This window comes from uncultured Pontibacter sp., assembly GCF_947492645.1.
Lineage (GTDB): Bacteria > Bacteroidota > Bacteroidia > Cytophagales > Hymenobacteraceae > Pontibacter.
On sequence record NZ_CANLMZ010000003.1, the window covers coordinates 71,876 to 88,780 of the forward strand.

Sequence of the window (16,905 nt, forward strand, 5' to 3'; positions counted from 1 at the left end):
ATACAAAAAAGCCGGTACTGTGCAGCACCGGCTTTTCATACTTTTATACTTGCGGCTACACTCTATAAAACAGCCACTTCGACAGCTCTTTGTAGTTGATCTTTTTGCCATACATCAGAATACCCACACGGTAAATACGTGCCGCAATCCAAGTGGTAAAGATAAAACCAAGCACCAGCAGCGCCATTGATAGCAGCAACTCCCAGGCAGGGACGCCAAACGGTACACGCACCATCATCACAATCGGAGAGGTTAGCGGGATAATGGACATCCAGAAAGCCACCGGTCCGTCAGGGTTTTTCAATACCAACGTGTAAGACATGATAAAGGAGATGATCAGCGGAATGGTGATCGGAAACATGAACTGCTGCGTGTCTGTCTCGTTGTCTACGGCAGCGCCTATGGCCCCGAAAAGAGATCCATAAAGCAAGTATCCTCCCAGGAAATAAAACAGGAAGCACACAAGTATGAGCCCAATCGGTAAGTTTGAAAAAGCTGTCATGCCTTCGCTTACCATTTTAGCGGCCTCGCTTTCTTCCTGCGCCTGGGTTGCCTCGTCCGTATCTACATCTTCGCCGAGTTCTGCGTTGCGGCCACTCGCCATTTGCTCTAGAGGCGTTGGCGGCGGCTTTACCCCAAACACCGACTGCACCCCTCCTACTACCACCAACGACAGCACAATCCAAAGCAGAAACTGCGTAAGCCCAACTGCAGCAATGCCTACTATCTTGCCCATCATCAGCTGGAATGGCTTCACAGAAGAGATCATTACCTCAATAATACGATTCGTTTTCTCTTCAATCACGCCGCGCATTATCTGCACTCCATACAAGAAAATAAAGAAATAGATAATAACGGCACCTGCCACTCCTGCTATAGAGGTTACAACGGCATTATTATCTTTTTCGCCTTCATCGCTAATACTGACGGCTGTAAGCGAGATATTGGCCTTCATTTTTTCCAGCGTACTGCGGTCCATGCCGGAGGCAACAAAGCGTTGGTTTTCTATTTCCTTCTCCAGGGCATTTTCTAAGCGCACCTGCGTTTGCAGGCTGGTGTTCTTTTTAGAGTAGATGATAACGCCATCAGGTTTGTTTATGTCAAACGCTTTGGGAATGTATAAGAGCGCCGTGTAATCAGTTTCCTGGTACACCGTTTTAGCCTGATCCAGCGACCCTGCCAACGGCACATACTTCAGATCCTTTTTATCCTCCAGTTTATCGGCAAACAGGCCGGTCTCATCCAGCACCATTACAGTTTCGGCACTATCGGATATTGTTACAAGCCAGGCAGGTATGACCATAAAAGCTGCCAGCAACAGCGGGGTAAGCAACGTCATGATGATGAAGCTTTTCTTGCGTACACGGGTTAGGTACTCGCGCTGAATAATTAGCCAGATTTTATGCATGGTGTGTTTCTGTTACTTTTCGGATGAAGATGTCATTTATACTTGGCACCAGTTCCACGAACGAGTGCACCTCTACGCGCTGTATCAGGTAGGCCAGTAAGTTATTTGGGCTGGTGTTGTTCAACAGTTTCACGTTTGCCCTGAAAACGCCGTGGCTCTCATGCTGCTCCAGCACCTCAAAGTCAGGAGAGGTAACAAGCAGTTGCCCATTGCCTATCACCTGGAAAGTATCTGTTTTATAAGCATCTTTTATCTCCTTAACAGGGCCATCCAGCACTTTATGTGCGCGGTTTATCAACGCAATGTAATCGCAAAGTTCCTCTACAGATTCCATGCGGTGCGTTGAGAAAATAATCGTAGCGCCACGGTCACGGAGCCTGAGTATTTCATCCTTTATCAGGTTGGCATTAATCGGGTCGAAGCCGGAGAATGGCTCGTCAAGTATGATCAGGGCTGGCTCGTGCATCACGGTGGCAATAAACTGCACTTTCTGCTGCATGCCCTTCGAGAGGTCCTCGATGTTTTTGCCCAGCCACTCTTTTATCTCAAAGCGGTCTACCCACTCTTTTATACGTGCAGTAGCCTCTTGCTTGCTTAACCCTTTAAGCTGGGCCAGGTATAAAAGCTGCTCTCCCACCTTCATCTTTTTGTAAAGGCCGCGCTCCTCTGGCAGGTAGCCGATGTCTTTTATGTGGTTTGGCTTCAGGCGTTCCCCTTTAAAGTATACTTCGCCGCTGTCGGCCCCGGTTATCTGGGTTATGATGCGGATGAGGGAGGTTTTGCCGGCACCATTTGGTCCCAACAAGCCAAAAATACAGCCTGCCGGAATCTCGAAGCTCACATTGTCGAGGGCAGTATGGTTACTATAGCGTTTTGTTACGCCGTCAATTTTCAGGATGCTCAACGTGAATTGCTTTTGATTTACTCAAATATAGCTTTATGCTATGTATAGGACAAGCTTATTGAAACAACTGCCCATGCTTTATCGACTAAGCAAGGTATACGCCGGATGAAGAAGGAAGTATAACTGATAAAGAAGTATAAAATAAAAGAGCTGCCCTCCCACATGGAAAAGCAGCTCTTTTAAAGTTAGTATCAGCCTCTGTTACTGAAAGTAATCTTTCACTTTCTCAAAAAAGCCTTTTTCGTTTTTACCCGGATGTGGTGTAAAATTATCAGACTCGCGCAAGCCCTCCAACACCGCACGCTCATCGCTGCTAAGTGTTTTTGGCGTCCATACGTTTATATGGATCAGTTGGTCGCCTTTGCCGTAGCCGTTGATATCTTGTATGCCTTTGCCGCGCAGCCTGAAAATCTCACCGCTTTGCGTACCCGGCTTTATGCTGATCTTTACTTTACCCGTAATAGTAGGAACTTCAATTTCAGCGCCAAGGGCAGCATCAACAAAGCTGATGTACTGGTCAAAAATAACGTTGTTGCCATCGCGTTTCAGGGTTGGGTGCGCCTCCTCCTCTATCTGGATAAGCAAGTCGCCTGGTACACCGCCACGCTCTGGCACGTTACCTTTACCGCTCATAGACAGCTGCATGCCATCCATTACACCTGCTGGCACGTTTATGCTGATCACTTCTTCCTGAAGCTCTCTGCCGCTGCCATGGCATACTTCGCAGTTGTGCGTTACAATGCGGCCTTCGCCGTTACACGTAGGGCAAGTTGCCGTGGAAACCATCTGGCCCAGCATCGTATTTACCACCTTGCGTACCTGGCCTGAGCCTTGGCAAGAGTTACACGTCTGCATATCGGTACCATTTTTGGCCCCGTTACCGCCGCATGTGCTACACGCTACATAGCGCTTTACTTTTATTTTTTTCTCAACGCCGTTGGCAATTTCCTCCAGGTTAAGTTTAAGCTTAATGCGCAGGTTAGAGCCTTTACGGGTACGGCGTCCGCCACCGCCAGATCGTCCGCCTCCGAAGAAGCTTTCGAATGGGCTGCCACCGCCAAAAATATCACCGAACTGCGAGAAAATATCCTCCATGTTCATGCCGCCGCCGCCATAGCCGCCGTTCATGCCCTGGTGGCCAAACTGGTCGTAACGCTGTCGTTTTTGCTGATCGCTTAATACCTCGTAGGCCTCAGCGGCTTCTTTAAACTTATCTTCAGCTGTATGGTCGTCGGGGTTTTTGTCGGGGTGGTATTTGATGGCCAGTTTACGGTAAGCCTTCTTTATCTCCTCCGGGCTTGCACTCTTGCTTACACCTAAAACCTCGTAATAATCTCTCTTAGCCATTGCTTACGCTCCAATTATAACTTTTGCGAAACGGATTACCTTTTCATTTAAAGTATAACCCTTCTCAATTACATCTACTATCTTACCTTTCAGGTCTTCTGATGGGGCTGGTATCTGAGTAACAGCCTCATGCATATCCGCATCAAAATCAGCACCGGCTTGTATATCCATTGGCTTCAAGCCTTTCTGGTGCGTTACGTGCTTCAGTTTATGGAATACCAGCTCAAGGCCCTGCAGCATCGCATCCACATCTTTTGTAGTCTCAATAGACTGGCGCGCGCGCTCCATATCATCCAATACGGGCAGTAACTCCACCATTACATCCTGAGAGGCCGTTTTAGTAAGCTCTATGCGTTCTTTGGCCGTTCTGCGTCTGAAGTTCTCAAACTCAGCCATCAGGCGCACGAATTTGTCTTTCATTTCAGCCAACTCTATGGCTGTTGTATCTTCCTGAGTTGTCTCCTCAGTTGTTTCTTCCGGGTCCTGCTGCTCCTCTTGCCCGTTTGCTTCCGCATTGACAGGCTGGTCTTGAAGTTCCTCGTTCTCCTGTGCTTTTTTGGTATCTTTATCTGACATAATGCCTTAAAAATTTAGGTTGTTAAGCCTGTAGTGTCTTTTCAATTAACTTGCCAAACCATTGTTTGTGCCAACTTGGCACAAACAATGGTTTGATAAAATCAACTAAGTAGCTAACGGTGCGCTTTCACTCTGCTGCTTCTGCTTAAGAACTTTTATACTTTACAAGTGCATTGGCGCTGCTCTGCATGGTTCCTGTATGCTACTTTTGCTACTCAAAAAAAATCGGTAACAAGCAACAGCCTGTACCGATCTTTAGTATAAACTTTCCGGGTATTGCTTAGCTGTTAAGCGCCTCCCAGATCATGTCTTTCAACTGTGAGATGTTTTTATTCGTCATGCTGGAGATGAAAACAGTTGGCAAGCCTTCTGGTAGCGTTTTGCGCATTTCCTCTTCCAGTTCCGCATCCAGCATATCAGATTTGGTGATGGCAAGTATGCGTTTCTTATCCAGCAGCTCCGGATTATACGTCTCCAGCTCCTTTATTAGTATGTTATACTCCTCTGCTATATCGGGGCTATCACAAGAAACCATAAACAGCAGCATGGAGTTCCGTTCGATGTGCCTCAAAAAGCGTAAGCCCAGGCCTTTTCCTTCTGATGCTCCCTCAATAATACCCGGAATATCGGCCATCACAAAAGACCTGTAGTCGCGGTAAGCAACTACACCTAAGTTAGGCTCTAAAGTTGTAAATGCGTAGTTGGCAATTTTAGGCTTTGCAGCCGACACAACAGACAACAGCGTTGATTTACCTGCATTCGGAAAGCCTACAAGACCTACATCGGCCAATAGCTTCAACTCCAGTATCACCCACTCCTCTATGCCTTCCTCGCCTGGTTGGGCGTAGCGCGGTGTCTGGTTTGTCGGGGATTTAAAGTGTGCGTTGCCAAGCCCACCTCGGCCACCAGGGGTAAGTATAATTTCCTGGCCATCCTCAGTAATCTCGCACATCAATTCGCCTGTTTCGGCGTTTCTGGCAATTGTTCCCAGGGGCACCTCCAGCACTTCATCAGCACCTTGGGCACCGCTAGAGTGGCTTGGCCCACCATTCAGGCCGTTAGCCGCAATAATATGCTTGCGGTACTGCAGGTGCAGTAACGTCCATAACTGGGAGTTACCTTTAAGTATGATATGCCCGCCACGGCCTCCGTCGCCCCCATCGGGACCACCTTTTGCCGTTTTCTTATCACGGTGCAGGTGGGCTGAGCCACCGCCGCCATGTCCAGATCGTGAGCAGATCTTAACGTAATCTATAAAGTTGCTTTGAGCCAATTCGGGTAAGCGTAAGTATGCTTATTTCTTCTCTTCTTGTTTTTCTTTCAGGCTGTCAATCTGCTTGCACAGCGCCCCAAAGATTTCATCAATTTCACCTATACCGTCTACTGCACAGAATTTGCTCTGGCCGGCATAGTAATCTGCTACCGGGCGGGTCTTGGTGTTATACTCCTCCACACGCTTACGGATCAGTTCTTCGTTCTGGTCGTCCGGGCGACCTGAAGTCTTGCCGCGCAGCAGCAGGCGCTTCGTCAGTTCCTCATCATCTACCTTCAGGGCAATCATGCACGAAATTTCGGTGCCGTTGTCCTGCAGCAGCTTGTCCAGGCCCTGCGCCTGAGGAACTGTTCTCGGGAAGCCATCAAAAATAAAGCCGGCAGCATGTCGGTGCTCCTTCACTTTGTTTTCGATCATTCCGATCACAACCTCATCCGGCACCAGCAGGCCGTTATCCATCAACTTTTTAGCTTCAAGGCCAAGTGCTGTGCCAGCGGCAATCTCAGAGCGAAGTAAATCACCTGTAGATAGGTGAATCAGGTTGTATTTATCTATAAGTTTCTGACTCTGGGTACCTTTACCGGCTCCTGGAGGACCAAACAATACGATGTTAAGCATATCTTCTAGCTAAATAAAAGGCAAATGTAAGTATAAATAAGTTGTAAGTCTATTTTGATATTGGCAGAGGCTACTTCCTAAAGGCCTGCTAACGCGAATCGTACCTAAAAGGGTTACGATACAATTTTATAAATATCCCTCAGGTTACGACCAAGGCCGTTGTAGTCAAGTCCGTACCCTACTACGAAATCATTCGGTATTGTTTGGGCTACATACTTTACATCTAAAGGGTGTTGCAGGCATTCGGGTTTCATTAGTAGGGTAGCCACCTCTACTGAGGCAGGGCCGCGCGTTTCAAGCTGCTGCAAAAGAGCATGTACCGTGTGGCCTGTGTCTACTATGTCTTCCAGCACAACTACATGCCTGCTATGGATGTCATCTGTCAGCCCTAGTATTTCTTTTACGTTACCTGTGGTGGCCATGTCCTGGTAAGACGACAGGCGGATAAATGAAATCTCGCAGGGGATGTTTACACGTTTCAGCAAATCTGCCGCAAACATAAAAGAGCCGTTTAAAACAGCCAGAAAAAGAGGCTTCTTGTTTTCGTAATCCTGCCCCAGTTGTTCGGCCAGCATGGTTATGCGGGCTATTATTTCCTCCTCACTAATGTAGGGTCTAAATTCACAATCGTGCAGCTTTATGTTTCTCGGGTTCATGCGGTTTGTGGTTTGTGCCTAGACAAAGGTAAGTATAAATAAAAAATAAGCCCAACACTTAGGTTGGGCTTATGCAATTTTAGATTTTTTTAGTTTAATTTTTGAGAGCAACCGGGCTAAGCGCGACTGTATTTTCTGGGTTTGTATCTGCTTTACCTGTACTTGGCGCCTCCTGCTTAATTTCCATGTTCAAGTTAGGTTCCTCCGGTATTGTTGGTGTCTGCTCAAGGGCAATGTGCGGCGCAATTACCAACGATACAATAGACATTAACTTGATGAGGATATTCATACTTGGGCCTGAGGTGTCTTTGAAAGGATCGCCAACAGTATCGCCGGTTACAGATGCCTTGTGCGGCTCAGAGCCTTTGTACTCCATCACGCCGTTAATCATAACGCCTTTCTCAAAAGATTTTTTAGCATTATCCCAGGCACCACCGGCATTAGACTGGAACATAGCCATAAGCACACCAGAAACGGTAACTCCGGCCAGCAAGCCTCCCAGTATTTCGGCGGATGAGATGTTCTCAAATACATTTTTGAGTCCGAAACCAACTATAATCGGCACGAGCAGGGCAATAGCGCCTGGCAGCATCATTTCGCGGATGGCAGCTTTTGTAGAGATGGCCACGCACTTTTCGTACTCTGGCTTGCCGGTACCCTCCATAATGCCCGGAATCTCGCGGAACTGGCGGCGTACCTCGTGCACCATGGCCATAGCAGCTCTACCTACCGCTGCAATACAAAGCGCTGAGAAGATGAACGGAATCATGGCCCCGATAAACAGGCCTGCAAGAACAGGCGCTTTGTACAAGTCTATGGTATCGATGCCGGCTATGCCTACGAATGCGGCAAACAGGGCCAAAGACGTTAAGGCAGCTGAAGCGATGGCAAACCCCTTACCGGTTGCAGCGGTTGTGTTACCCACAGCGTCCAGAATGTCTGTTCTCTCACGCACTTCTTTCGGCAGTTCGCTCATTTCAGCAATGCCACCTGCGTTATCTGCTATCGGCCCAAAGGCATCTATGGCCAGCTGCATGGCCGTAGTAGCCATCATACCTGCGGCAGCAATTGCCACACCGTATAAACCTGCCGCTGCATACGACAGCACAATACCTGCAGCCAGCACAATAATCGGCATAACTGTGGAGTGCATACCCACCGCTAAACCAGCGATAATGTTGGTGGCGTGCCCTGTAGATGACTGCTGTACAATGGAATTCACAGGGCCTTTGCCCATAGCCGTATAGTATTCCGTGATGATACTCATAAGTGACCCCACCACTAAACCAACCATAACGGCCAGAAACACATCATTTGCAGAGAAATCGAAGTTGCGCAGATTCATGGCATCTGGCAGCAACCAATGGATTACAAAGTATGAAACAATGGCTGTAAGTATAACAGAGATCCAGTTACCCAAATTTAACGCAGACTGCACATTACCGCCTTCTTTTACACGGACAAACTGCATGCCTATCAGAGAGAATATAATTCCCAGCCCGGCAATCATCATCGGAAGTATAACCGGCGACAAACCGCCAAAGTTATCTTCTGCAATAACCTCACGGCCAAGTACCATGGTAGCAAGGATAGTAGCTACGTAAGAGCCAAATAAGTCGGCACCCATACCCGCTACGTCACCTACGTTGTCGCCTACGTTGTCGGCAATGGTAGCAGGGTTACGCGGATCGTCCTCTGGAATGCCTGCCTCAACTTTACCTACAAGGTCGGCGCCAACGTCGGCTGCTTTAGTATAAATACCGCCACCCACGCGCGCAAACAGGGCTATACTTTCTGCACCAAGCGAGAAACCGGTCAACACCTCCAGGGCGCGTTCCATTTCAATGCCGTTTACATCGTGGCCCTGCACAAAAGCCATGTACAGTACTATAAACAATGAACCGAGTCCAAGCACAGCCAAGCCAGCCACCCCCATACCCATCACCGAGCCGCCGGCAAAAGATACATTTAAAGCTCTTGACAAGCTGCTTCTTGCTGCTTCGGCGGTGCGCACGTTTGCTTTAGTGGCTATGCGCATACCTATAAACCCGGCTACAGCCGAGAAAACGGCACCAATTGCGAAGGCTATCACAATAGACCAATGCGATCTTTCGCTGGAGTAGCCCAGGTAACCTAAAAATAAACTTGCGATGATTACAAAATACAGGAGCACTTTATACTCTGCCTTAAGAAATGCCATTGCACCATCGGCAATATGATGCGCAATCGTGCTCATCCGTTCGTTGCCTGCCGGTTGCTTTGTCACCCAGGCCGACCTGATAAAAGTATAAATCAGAGCCGCCAGTCCAAAACCAGGAATTGCGTAAAGAATAGGTTCCATTCAGTAAATTTTAAGTTAGAGGATAATGGTATATAACTATTAAAGAAAAGAGTTTATATAGACATTTGCAAATATTTAATTGGCTTTAATGCTATACTAATTGCTGCTATACGGCTATAGACGAACAAGTTGCGGTATATCGCTATATAAATATAGTTTATACTATGATAAGGGCATCAAAAAAGGCCGGTTCTGCTAAAAACCGGCCTTTTTTGATGCCCTTGATTTGACTTGGTTTATAAAAAGTCTTTATCCTCCAGCGTTAAAGTATAAGTAGCTTTATATGAGTTCTCCTTATTGAACTCCCAGGCGCCAGGAGCATTAAGGTATATTTTGGCCGGCTGCCCGTTTTTAGTGGCTGCTGTTATTTCGAACCAATACAGGCTGGTATTCTTCTTTTCCTCATCATATACCGTATCGTCGGTAAAGCCAGAGGTAACCCATACTTCTGTAGTGGCGCCAGGTGCAATGGTGTAGTAGCGGTACGGGCTGCCCTGTATATCCACTCCTGGGTTTTCCTTTATTTTAATCGTTATCTCTACAGGAGCATCCGCTTTGTTATGAACCCTATACTTATAGCTCGCATCTTTATCAAATACGCGTTCGCATGAGGCAAGCATCACTAGCATAAAACTCATTAGCAACAAATAACGCAGGCTGGCAAGTAGGTTTAACATCATGGCAGAGGTGAATTATACTTTATACTTAAGTTGTTGCGATTGTAAGCACTCACTTCTAGAGTTTCTCCATGAGCACCTTATACAGGGCTACCATACTTTCAATATCTTTTTTATGAACGATCTCGTCAGGAGTATGCACATTATCTTCGGGGGCGCCTACAAAGCACCAGTCCCAGGGGTAAGCGCTATGCTGCAGCTCTTTAGCGTCGCTGCCTCCTGCTCCTTCTACCTCCAGTTGGTAAGGCACTCCAGCTTCTTTGGCTATACCAATAATCTTCTGTACATAGGCACGCCGTGGTATCAGGCTGTCACGCATCGAGACAACAACTCCTTTACCCGGCTGCACACCTTCTGTAACCCAGGTTATATCGGATACGATAGCCTGCTTCACGCCGTAATTTTCGTAGATATACTTTGCCAGGTAAGCAACCGAGCCGCCACCGTGCTCTTCCCAGCAACTAAACGCTATAATGCCGTTCTCCAGCGTCTCAGCTACTTTAAGGGCGCTCCAAACACCCAGGCGGTTGTCCATGTAGCAGCTTTGCACCGTTTCTTCTGTTTCCCTGAAATCGCATTTAAACACCAGCTCTGTGCCGCGCTCAATCTCCCGATGATAATCGTAATGTATCTCCCCTTCCTCCTCGTTGTAGTTAAGGGTGCACTCAATTTTACCCTGGCTGTCTTCTCCAACCAGTTTATAACCGGTTTCCAGGTTTGGCCCGCCTATTCTCACCAATTGTTTGCCATAGCGCACAGTAAAGCCTATAGAGTCCATGTGCGCGAAAATAGCCGCGCGGGGCTCACCAAATATAAGCAGAATGCAATCCTGAAACTCCTCTCCTGACACGATGGTTGGCTGCACTTTCCATTGAACTTTATGCTGTTCTATGTAGTTTAGCAGAAATTCTGAAAGGTTTTTTTCGTTACCTGAAGGGGCATGTATTCGGCAAAGCTGTTCTAGAAGTCTCATAAGTAATTTCCTTTTTTGGAATTCAAATGTAATATAATTGTTGTACTTTTAGAACCTACGGTTTTGAGCCCGGGGACATAGCAAAGCAGCACAGAAATTTCATACTTTATACATGAAGAAATTCTTTTTCACCATCTTCGTACTTAGTTCATCATTGCTTGCAGTCGCACAATCACCTACCGATACCACGGCTATGCGCCATGTTACCATCGAGTCTATTGAGGTAATACCGGAAGCAACGAGGGTAAAAGGCATGCTGCTGCTTAACAAGGATGTGCAGTATGAGCTGGAAGGCGCTGTAGACAACATGTATAACTTTAAGTATGAACTGGCCGAAAAGCAGTTTAAATCTATACGCCGCCGCTACCCGGACCACCCGCTGCCATACTTTTTAATGGGCCTGAGCCAATGGTGGAAAATTGTGCCCACCAATATCCAAACGCTACAGCACGATGATCTTTTCTTTTCTTATATGGACTCTACCATACAAAAGGCAGAGAAGATGTATGATAAAGACGAAAAAGACTTTGAAGCTTCTTTTTTTCTGGCTGCAGCTTACGGTTTTACGGCCCGCCTGCACTCTGAGCGCAGCAACTGGCGCAAAGCCACAGTAGCCAGCAAGCGGTCTCTGGAGTACATGGAGCGTGCCAAAGCAGGCAATGGTCTTAGCCCCGAGTTCTTATTTGGTGAGGCGTTGTTTAACTACTACTCTGTCTGGATACACGAAAACTATACGATGCTGCGCCCGATACTTGCTTTTTTCCCGAATGGAGATAAGCGATTGGGCTTAAAGCAATTGCGCTATGTGGCAAATACCGGTTTTTATACCGGCACAGAGTCTAAAACCTTCCTGATGAAGATATACTCGAACGAGGAAGGTAATTTAAAAGAGGCCTTAAAAGTATCGCAGGATCTGGCTTTGAAGTACCCGGACAATGCTTACTTCCAGCGCTTTTATGCACGGTTGCTTTTTGTGCAGGGCCATTTCACCAGGGCAGAGCGCATTTCAGAGGACATACTTGCAAAGCTAGACCAGAAAATGCCTGGCTACGAAGCGGTTAGTGGCCGTTACGCCTCTTACATTTTAGCTTACATCAGCCAAAACAAATACCGCGATCTGGATAAGGCTAAAAAATATTACCAGGACGCTATCATGTATGCAGAAATGAGCAACGAGCGTGAGTCTGGTTATTTTGTGAACTCTTACTTAAACCTGGCCAGGATAGCAGATCAACAAAAAGACAAATCAACAGCTAAGCGTTATTATACTGTTGTGCTGCAACAAACAGATGACAAGAAGTCTGCTAACTACAAAGAGGCTAAAAAGTATCTAAAAGAAAACAAAAAGGTTAAATAAACAGCTTTAGAAACGTTGCCTGGTGCGCTTGAAGGCTATACTTTTCAGTTACCCACAATTTGCCAGCAGCTCCCATCTTGCATCGCAGATCAGCATTTAAAAGTAACTGCTCCAGGCTATTGTACCATTCCAGTTCTGTAGCACAAGTATAACCTGCTGTACCCGGCACCGCCTCTGTGTTTGCTCCTACAGCAGCAACTACCGCAGGTATGCCCAATGCCATATACTGCAATGCTTTAAAAGCGCATTTTCCTTTTGCCCATACTGTATCGGGCAAAGGCATTACGCCAACATGAAACTGCAGCAAATCTTCAATCTCCGTTTCTGGCTGCCAGGGTTTAAATAACAGCGAGCGTAGTTTTATGTCCGGTGCCTTATCGGCAATCACAACAAAATCGAAATCATACTTTCTCTCCAGCTGTTGCAATACAGGCTCCAGCAGCTTCAGGTATGGCAACGTCGAATGTGAGCCAGTCCAGCCTATAACTATTCTTTCTGCAGCTTGATTTTTGACTTGGTTATACTTGGTAAGATCTACTGTAGTGGGCAAGTATACCACCTGCTGGCTAAATTGCTGCGCATAGCTTTTCAAATACCTGTTCCCTGCGCTGATTTTATAACTCCAGGCACATATTCGGGCAACGTTACCATGCTGTTTATACCTGGTAGCTCCTTTGTTTTCTTCTGAGGTGTTCTCTAACCAAATAGCATCATCAAAATCGAAAATCAACTTTTTACGGTATACTTTCGCAGCCATCCATTCAAACCAGGGTGGGCCTACAGGTATGGTTTCACGATGTATAAACACAAAGTCATAGGCTGGCAACTTTGCAAGTAAAATTATCCTTCGGGCTAACCCTTTAATAACTCCAACAGCTTTCTGCAACAAGTGGCCTTCTTTGTAAAGTATAGCCCATGTAGCGTTATCCCAAAATGGGGCAAGTTTATACTTTATACTTCGAGCTGGTAGGTATGGCAAAAATTGCTCTACCCGGAAACGCTGCGAAGCCGCTTTACCTTTTGGATAAGGCACTACAAAAAGCACTTTCATACCTTGTCCTCCGCTGCAGCGCCTCCAAAAAAATAGTCGAAAGCTTCCTGCAGCCTCTCCAGCGATCTATACTTCAGCGCGAGCTTGGGAATTTCCTGGCGGTGCTGCGGGTCTTTAATGATGTTAACAACTTGAGTTATTGCCTTCTCCACGCTTCCCTTTTGCTTTAAATTGAATAGTGCGCCTCCACCCTCTCGTTTTATAATGTCGCTATCGTCGCCAACCCCTTCAGTTAAAAGCACAGGCAAGCCGTTAGCCCAATACTCTCCTATTTTAACCGGGGATAAAGCTGCTTTTGATTGTCCTGCTTTATAAGTAGCAAAGGCAAGATCAGCGGCAGATAACCAGGCAGGAACTTCTTTATGTGGCACTTGCCCTACAAATACTGAATCTGAATTTATACTTTGTGCACTTAACCAAGTATAAATCTCTTCTTTTGGTTGAGGAGTAAGTATAATTAGCCTGAATGATGGAATTAAGCGAAAGCATTCCTCATAAATCTTGAAAGCCTCCTGCTCCAAGTATAAACCGCCATACTTGCCCACATAGATTCCTATGAATTTTTCTTGCCATTTAAGCACTTCCCTTACCCTGTTTCTTTGCTGCTCATTAAAGCTAAAAGTATCAAAATCTACTGCACAAGGGGCCACATACATCCTCGTAGCTGGGACACCTTCTCCAATTAATTGTTTTGCATAGTTGTACGTAACAGGTATAAGCCCCGCAGCAGTCTTTTTTTGCTTAGCTTCCCAATATTTCTGAAAAATAAACTTCAATCCATATCTGTTCCAAATCCCTGAATCCAGCATATAAGCTGCATGGGGCTCAAAAAGGGTTACATAGTATGGCAACTTTGTACTTTTCCATACTTTGTAGGCTAACGCACCGGAAGGAGCGCCATGGGCAAAAAGCATATTTACTTTATGTTTAGCAGCAATAGTGGCTACTTCTTTTGGGAAATAGATAAAGTCGCTTACTTTAGTCAACACTTTATCATTCCTATATTTTGGGCTTAAAGTATAATGCTCACATTTAGGCAGCAGAGTAAGGTTATATGTATCGTTCTTTGTACTGCTACCTCGCTCTATAGTGCATAAAACAACTTTATCTACTCTATCAGAAGCTTGAAATACCCGAAGCCAAGGCAGGATAGTTGCTTTGGTTAATCCATCATGTATACTCCAGTAGCCAATAAATATAATTCGCAACTTATCCATTACTAGTCGAGTCCTCTATCACATTTATTAGGCGCTGCATATGCACCTCAAAAGAGAATCTGGTTTTTAGGAGCGTTTCAATAGCCCTGCTGTTAACCAGTTCCTGCCCTCTATGCTGAAACAGAAACTGCAGTTTATCTATACAGTCTGCCACATCTCCAGTTTTAAACAAGTGCCCTATCTCCTGCCTGCTGATCACTTCCTGATTTGGTTTTATATCAGAAGCAAGTACTATTGCCCTTTGCTGGAGTGCCTCCAATATGACCAAAGGAAGCCCTTCTACAAATGAGGGTATAACTACCAGGTCACATTGGCGCATATATTTCAATACTTTCTTATTAGGAAGTAAGCCCGTTATAGTCACGTAAGGGAGCAAGCCATTTGTTAAAACCAATTCAGATAATCTATCTTTCTGGCTACCCTCCCCCACTACCAGCACCTGAACTTGCTCTGGCTTAAGCTGCTTAAGTCTTATCCACTTCTGCAGAGGATCTAGAAACCACAATTGTCCTTTTGATGCCTCAATTCTTCCGGGAAGCAATATGGTAAATACTTGTGTGCCTTGCAGTTTACGTTCACTCTCTCTTGTGTGCTTTGTATTTAACTCAATATTTTCAACACTATCTAATGCATTATAAATTACTCTATTGTTATTTAATTTAATTAGATGCAGTTGTATATCATTCTTTACAGCCTCGGAGACAAATATATGGCCATAATCGAACAGATTAGCCAATCGCTTATTAAGTATGTTTATTAACTTTCGCTTCCAGGAGTTTAAGGGGTGCTCAGCATACTGCGTTATATGAAAGTATTGCCAAAGCTTACAGTTGTTTCCTCTAAAGCCTAAAAGCATTACCAAACGCATGATAAAATGCGCAAGCGGTGCATGTGCAAATATTACTAGAGGGCCTTTGCTTCTTATGTGCTTCCTTACTTTAAGGGCAACTGGAAGTGATAACCTTAGCGCTCTGACTGAAAGGTAGGGATCTTCTTGCTTTAGCTCAACTACATCCTCAGAGGGTAACAGAGGCGCAAATGCAACTAAGATAGCTTTGTCAGCTTTTGTCAAAACTATTAATTTTATGCTATACTCTTTACTTAGGAGCGAGTTAATTTGTAACAGCACTTGTTTAGAGATACCTTCATGTGTAATTGCAGGCACAACAAAAACAATGGTCGGTTTTTGACTTAAGGCTTCTCTCAAACGGATTCTAAAATATTTATTAAATATAGTTATTTATCTACTTTTCAACAGATGCTCAGCAAACCAAAAATCATCTTTGTAGGCGACTATAGCAGAGAAGACTATGTTAAGTTGCTAGAGGCATCTAAAGATTACTGCGAATTTTACTTTCTATATTACACCTCTCCTAACGAAGAAAAAAGCAATTTTTATAAAAGTTACGGATATGCTATTTACTGGAAGAACTTTACAAGTGCACAGCAATTATTACAGAAAATATGCCCTTCCAAAGTTGTATTCCTATACATTGAGTCTTACAACCATGTGGTGCTAAACTTAGCATGTAAATCTTTCAACATACCCACTTACCAATTGGAGCATGGTTTGCGTGCAGATTATGTTGTAGGTTTTGACCCTAAGTTTAGTCCGAGCTTGCCAGTACCCTACATTCAGAGGTTAAAGTCGAAAGCCAGGTTATTGCTTCAGATATCCAGCAAAATTAAAAGCAGGCTTTTTCTGCTGAACAGTATAAAATTATTGCCAAAAGAAGCTGCTGATTTCGCGCGGGAATTTATACTTGTAAGAAAGAAACACAACTTCTTAGAAACAAGCAGAAGGGTAGCATCTTATAAACGTATACCTCAAATCTACATTTCATTCAGCCATAATATTTTCAAGATACATCAAAAAGAGGAAAACCTACCGATTAATACAAAAGTGCATTTCATTGGTGTTCCTTACTTTGACCATCTGGCAAAAATAAAGGAAGCAGAAGAAATTAAAGCTGTTCTATTTATTGATCAGCCTTTAGCTGAACAGAGCTTACTTGGCTGGACAAAGGAACTCAAACATAGTTTTTCAAAACAGCTCGTCACTATTTGTAATGCGCTTGGATATACCTTATTAGTTAAACTGCACCCAGTTCAAGATAAAGCCGGATGGGCTGCTCTCTCTCAAAATCACGACTTAAAATTGATAAGTGATTCTGACATTGATTGGTATGCACCTCGTGTTCGTATAGTTTTTGGCTTCTACTCCACCTATCTTTTACCATTTGCAGCTTTAAAACATATAACCCTACTCACCTATGAAAAGCATCCGGTTGGTAAATTAATGGTTTCTAAACCGTTTACCGATGCAGGTGTGGCTTATCCTATCTTTAATCTTGAAGATTTATATAATGTTTTATCAGGTAGCTGCAAAATACACCGGGACCAACTATCTTTTAAAGCTAAATTTACAGAAGACTGGCTCTACCGTTTTGATGGCAACAGCGGAGCAAGATTAAGAGATATCTTACTGAGCCAGGATAATTAAATCA

The 16,905-nt window shown here is 45.0% G+C and carries 15 protein-coding genes; 2 read left to right on the forward strand and 13 right to left on the reverse strand.

All coding sequences use genetic code 11. The features are described from left to right. Positions 1-55: 55 nt before the first annotated feature. The 10 genes from Q1A23_RS03155 to Q1A23_RS03200 form a co-directional block, all read right to left on the reverse strand. Complete coding sequence (locus Q1A23_RS03155) at positions 56-1,408, reverse strand: ABC transporter permease (protein WP_299819368.1); 1,353 nt, start codon at positions 1,406-1,408, stop codon at positions 56-58. Beyond that, positions 1,401-2,312, reverse strand: a complete 912-nt coding sequence (locus tag Q1A23_RS03160; RefSeq protein ID WP_299819371.1) for an ATP-binding cassette domain-containing protein — start codon at positions 2,310-2,312, stop codon at positions 1,401-1,403. The genes Q1A23_RS03155 and Q1A23_RS03160 overlap by 8 nt, the downstream gene beginning before the upstream one ends. A gap of 201 nt (positions 2,313-2,513) precedes the next feature. Continuing rightward, the gene (gene dnaJ, locus Q1A23_RS03165; RefSeq protein ID WP_299819374.1) at positions 2,514-3,659 is read right to left on the reverse strand and encodes a molecular chaperone DnaJ; all 1,146 of its coding nucleotides are present in this window, start codon (positions 3,657-3,659) and stop codon (positions 2,514-2,516) included. Positions 3,660-3,662: 3 nt separating this feature from the next. After that, positions 3,663-4,235, reverse strand: coding sequence for a nucleotide exchange factor GrpE (locus tag Q1A23_RS03170; RefSeq protein WP_299819377.1), 573 nt, complete (start codon positions 4,233-4,235; stop codon positions 3,663-3,665). Between the two features lie 280 nt (positions 4,236-4,515). After that, positions 4,516-5,508, reverse strand: coding sequence for a GTPase ObgE (gene obgE / locus Q1A23_RS03175; protein WP_299819380.1), 993 nt, complete (start codon positions 5,506-5,508; stop codon positions 4,516-4,518). 21 nt (positions 5,509-5,529) lie between these two features. Further along, complete coding sequence (locus Q1A23_RS03180; protein WP_299819383.1) at positions 5,530-6,126, reverse strand: adenylate kinase; 597 nt, start codon at positions 6,124-6,126, stop codon at positions 5,530-5,532. Positions 6,127-6,239: 113 nt separating this feature from the next. Then, entirely contained in the window at positions 6,240-6,782 is a 543-nt protein-coding gene (gene hpt / locus Q1A23_RS03185) for a hypoxanthine phosphoribosyltransferase (RefSeq protein ID WP_299819386.1), read from the reverse strand. A gap of 94 nt (positions 6,783-6,876) precedes the next feature. Next, positions 6,877-9,123, reverse strand: a complete 2,247-nt coding sequence (locus tag Q1A23_RS03190; RefSeq protein WP_299819389.1) for a sodium-translocating pyrophosphatase — start codon at positions 9,121-9,123, stop codon at positions 6,877-6,879. Between the two features lie 236 nt (positions 9,124-9,359). After that, positions 9,360-9,803 carry a hypothetical protein gene (locus Q1A23_RS03195; protein ID WP_299819392.1) on the reverse strand — a complete coding sequence of 148 codons (444 nt, stop codon included), beginning with the start codon at positions 9,801-9,803 and terminating at the stop codon, positions 9,360-9,362. Positions 9,804-9,858: 55 nt separating this feature from the next. Further along, positions 9,859-10,773, reverse strand: coding sequence for a M20/M25/M40 family metallo-hydrolase (locus tag Q1A23_RS03200; protein WP_299819395.1), 915 nt, complete (start codon positions 10,771-10,773; stop codon positions 9,859-9,861). A 112-nt stretch (positions 10,774-10,885) separates the two neighbouring features. On the opposite strand from Q1A23_RS03200, the gene Q1A23_RS03205 reads away from it, so the two are divergent. After that, positions 10,886-12,130, forward strand: coding sequence for a tol-pal system protein YbgF (locus Q1A23_RS03205; protein WP_299819398.1), 1,245 nt, complete (start codon positions 10,886-10,888; stop codon positions 12,128-12,130). Here the strand turns inward: Q1A23_RS03205 and Q1A23_RS03210 are convergent. From Q1A23_RS03210 to Q1A23_RS03220, 3 genes are all read right to left on the reverse strand, one after another. Next, complete coding sequence (locus tag Q1A23_RS03210) at positions 12,123-13,181, reverse strand: glycosyltransferase family 4 protein (protein WP_299819401.1); 1,059 nt, start codon at positions 13,179-13,181, stop codon at positions 12,123-12,125. The two genes, Q1A23_RS03205 and Q1A23_RS03210, sit on opposite strands and share 8 nt — an antisense overlap. Beyond that, the gene (locus tag Q1A23_RS03215; RefSeq protein ID WP_299819403.1) at positions 13,178-14,170 is read right to left on the reverse strand and encodes a glycosyltransferase; all 993 of its coding nucleotides are present in this window, start codon (positions 14,168-14,170) and stop codon (positions 13,178-13,180) included. Before Q1A23_RS03215 ends, Q1A23_RS03210 begins: the two co-directional genes overlap by 4 nt. A gap of 220 nt (positions 14,171-14,390) precedes the next feature. After that, on the reverse strand, positions 14,391-15,563 hold the full coding sequence (locus tag Q1A23_RS03220) for a glycosyltransferase family 4 protein (RefSeq protein ID WP_363322025.1): 1,173 nt from the start codon (positions 15,561-15,563) through the stop codon (positions 14,391-14,393). Between the two features lie 93 nt (positions 15,564-15,656). Here Q1A23_RS03220 and Q1A23_RS03225 point away from each other — a divergent pair, with 93 nt between their 5' ends. Continuing rightward, complete coding sequence (locus Q1A23_RS03225) at positions 15,657-16,901, forward strand: polysialyltransferase family glycosyltransferase (protein WP_299819408.1); 1,245 nt, start codon at positions 15,657-15,659, stop codon at positions 16,899-16,901. Positions 16,902-16,905: the final 4 nt, after the last annotated feature.

Bases quoted from the DNA above. Each gene is read 5' to 3' on its own strand.
- Q1A23_RS03155 (WP_299819368.1), bottom strand. From the start codon at position 1,408: ATGCATAAAATCTGGCTAATTATTCAGCGCGAGTACCTAACCCGTGTA.
- dnaJ (WP_299819374.1), bottom strand. From the start codon at position 3,659: ATGGCTAAGAGAGATTATTACGAGGTTTTAGGTGTAAGCAAGAGTGCA.
- Q1A23_RS03170 (WP_299819377.1), bottom strand. From the start codon at position 4,235: ATGTCAGATAAAGATACCAAAAAAGCACAGGAGAACGAGGAACTTCAA.
- Q1A23_RS03180 (WP_299819383.1), bottom strand. From the start codon at position 6,126: ATGCTTAACATCGTATTGTTTGGTCCTCCAGGAGCCGGTAAAGGTACC.
- hpt (WP_299819386.1), bottom strand. From the start codon at position 6,782: ATGAACCCGAGAAACATAAAGCTGCACGATTGTGAATTTAGACCCTAC.
- Q1A23_RS03190 (WP_299819389.1), bottom strand. From the start codon at position 9,123: ATGGAACCTATTCTTTACGCAATTCCTGGTTTTGGACTGGCGGCTCTG.
- Q1A23_RS03195 (WP_299819392.1), bottom strand. From the start codon at position 9,803: ATGATGTTAAACCTACTTGCCAGCCTGCGTTATTTGTTGCTAATGAGT.
- Q1A23_RS03200 (WP_299819395.1), bottom strand. From the start codon at position 10,773: ATGAGACTTCTAGAACAGCTTTGCCGAATACATGCCCCTTCAGGTAAC.
- Q1A23_RS03205 (WP_299819398.1), top strand. From the start codon at position 10,886: ATGAAGAAATTCTTTTTCACCATCTTCGTACTTAGTTCATCATTGCTT.
- Q1A23_RS03210 (WP_299819401.1), bottom strand. From the start codon at position 13,181: ATGAAAGTGCTTTTTGTAGTGCCTTATCCAAAAGGTAAAGCGGCTTCG.
- Q1A23_RS03225 (WP_299819408.1), top strand. From the start codon at position 15,657: ATGCTCAGCAAACCAAAAATCATCTTTGTAGGCGACTATAGCAGAGAA.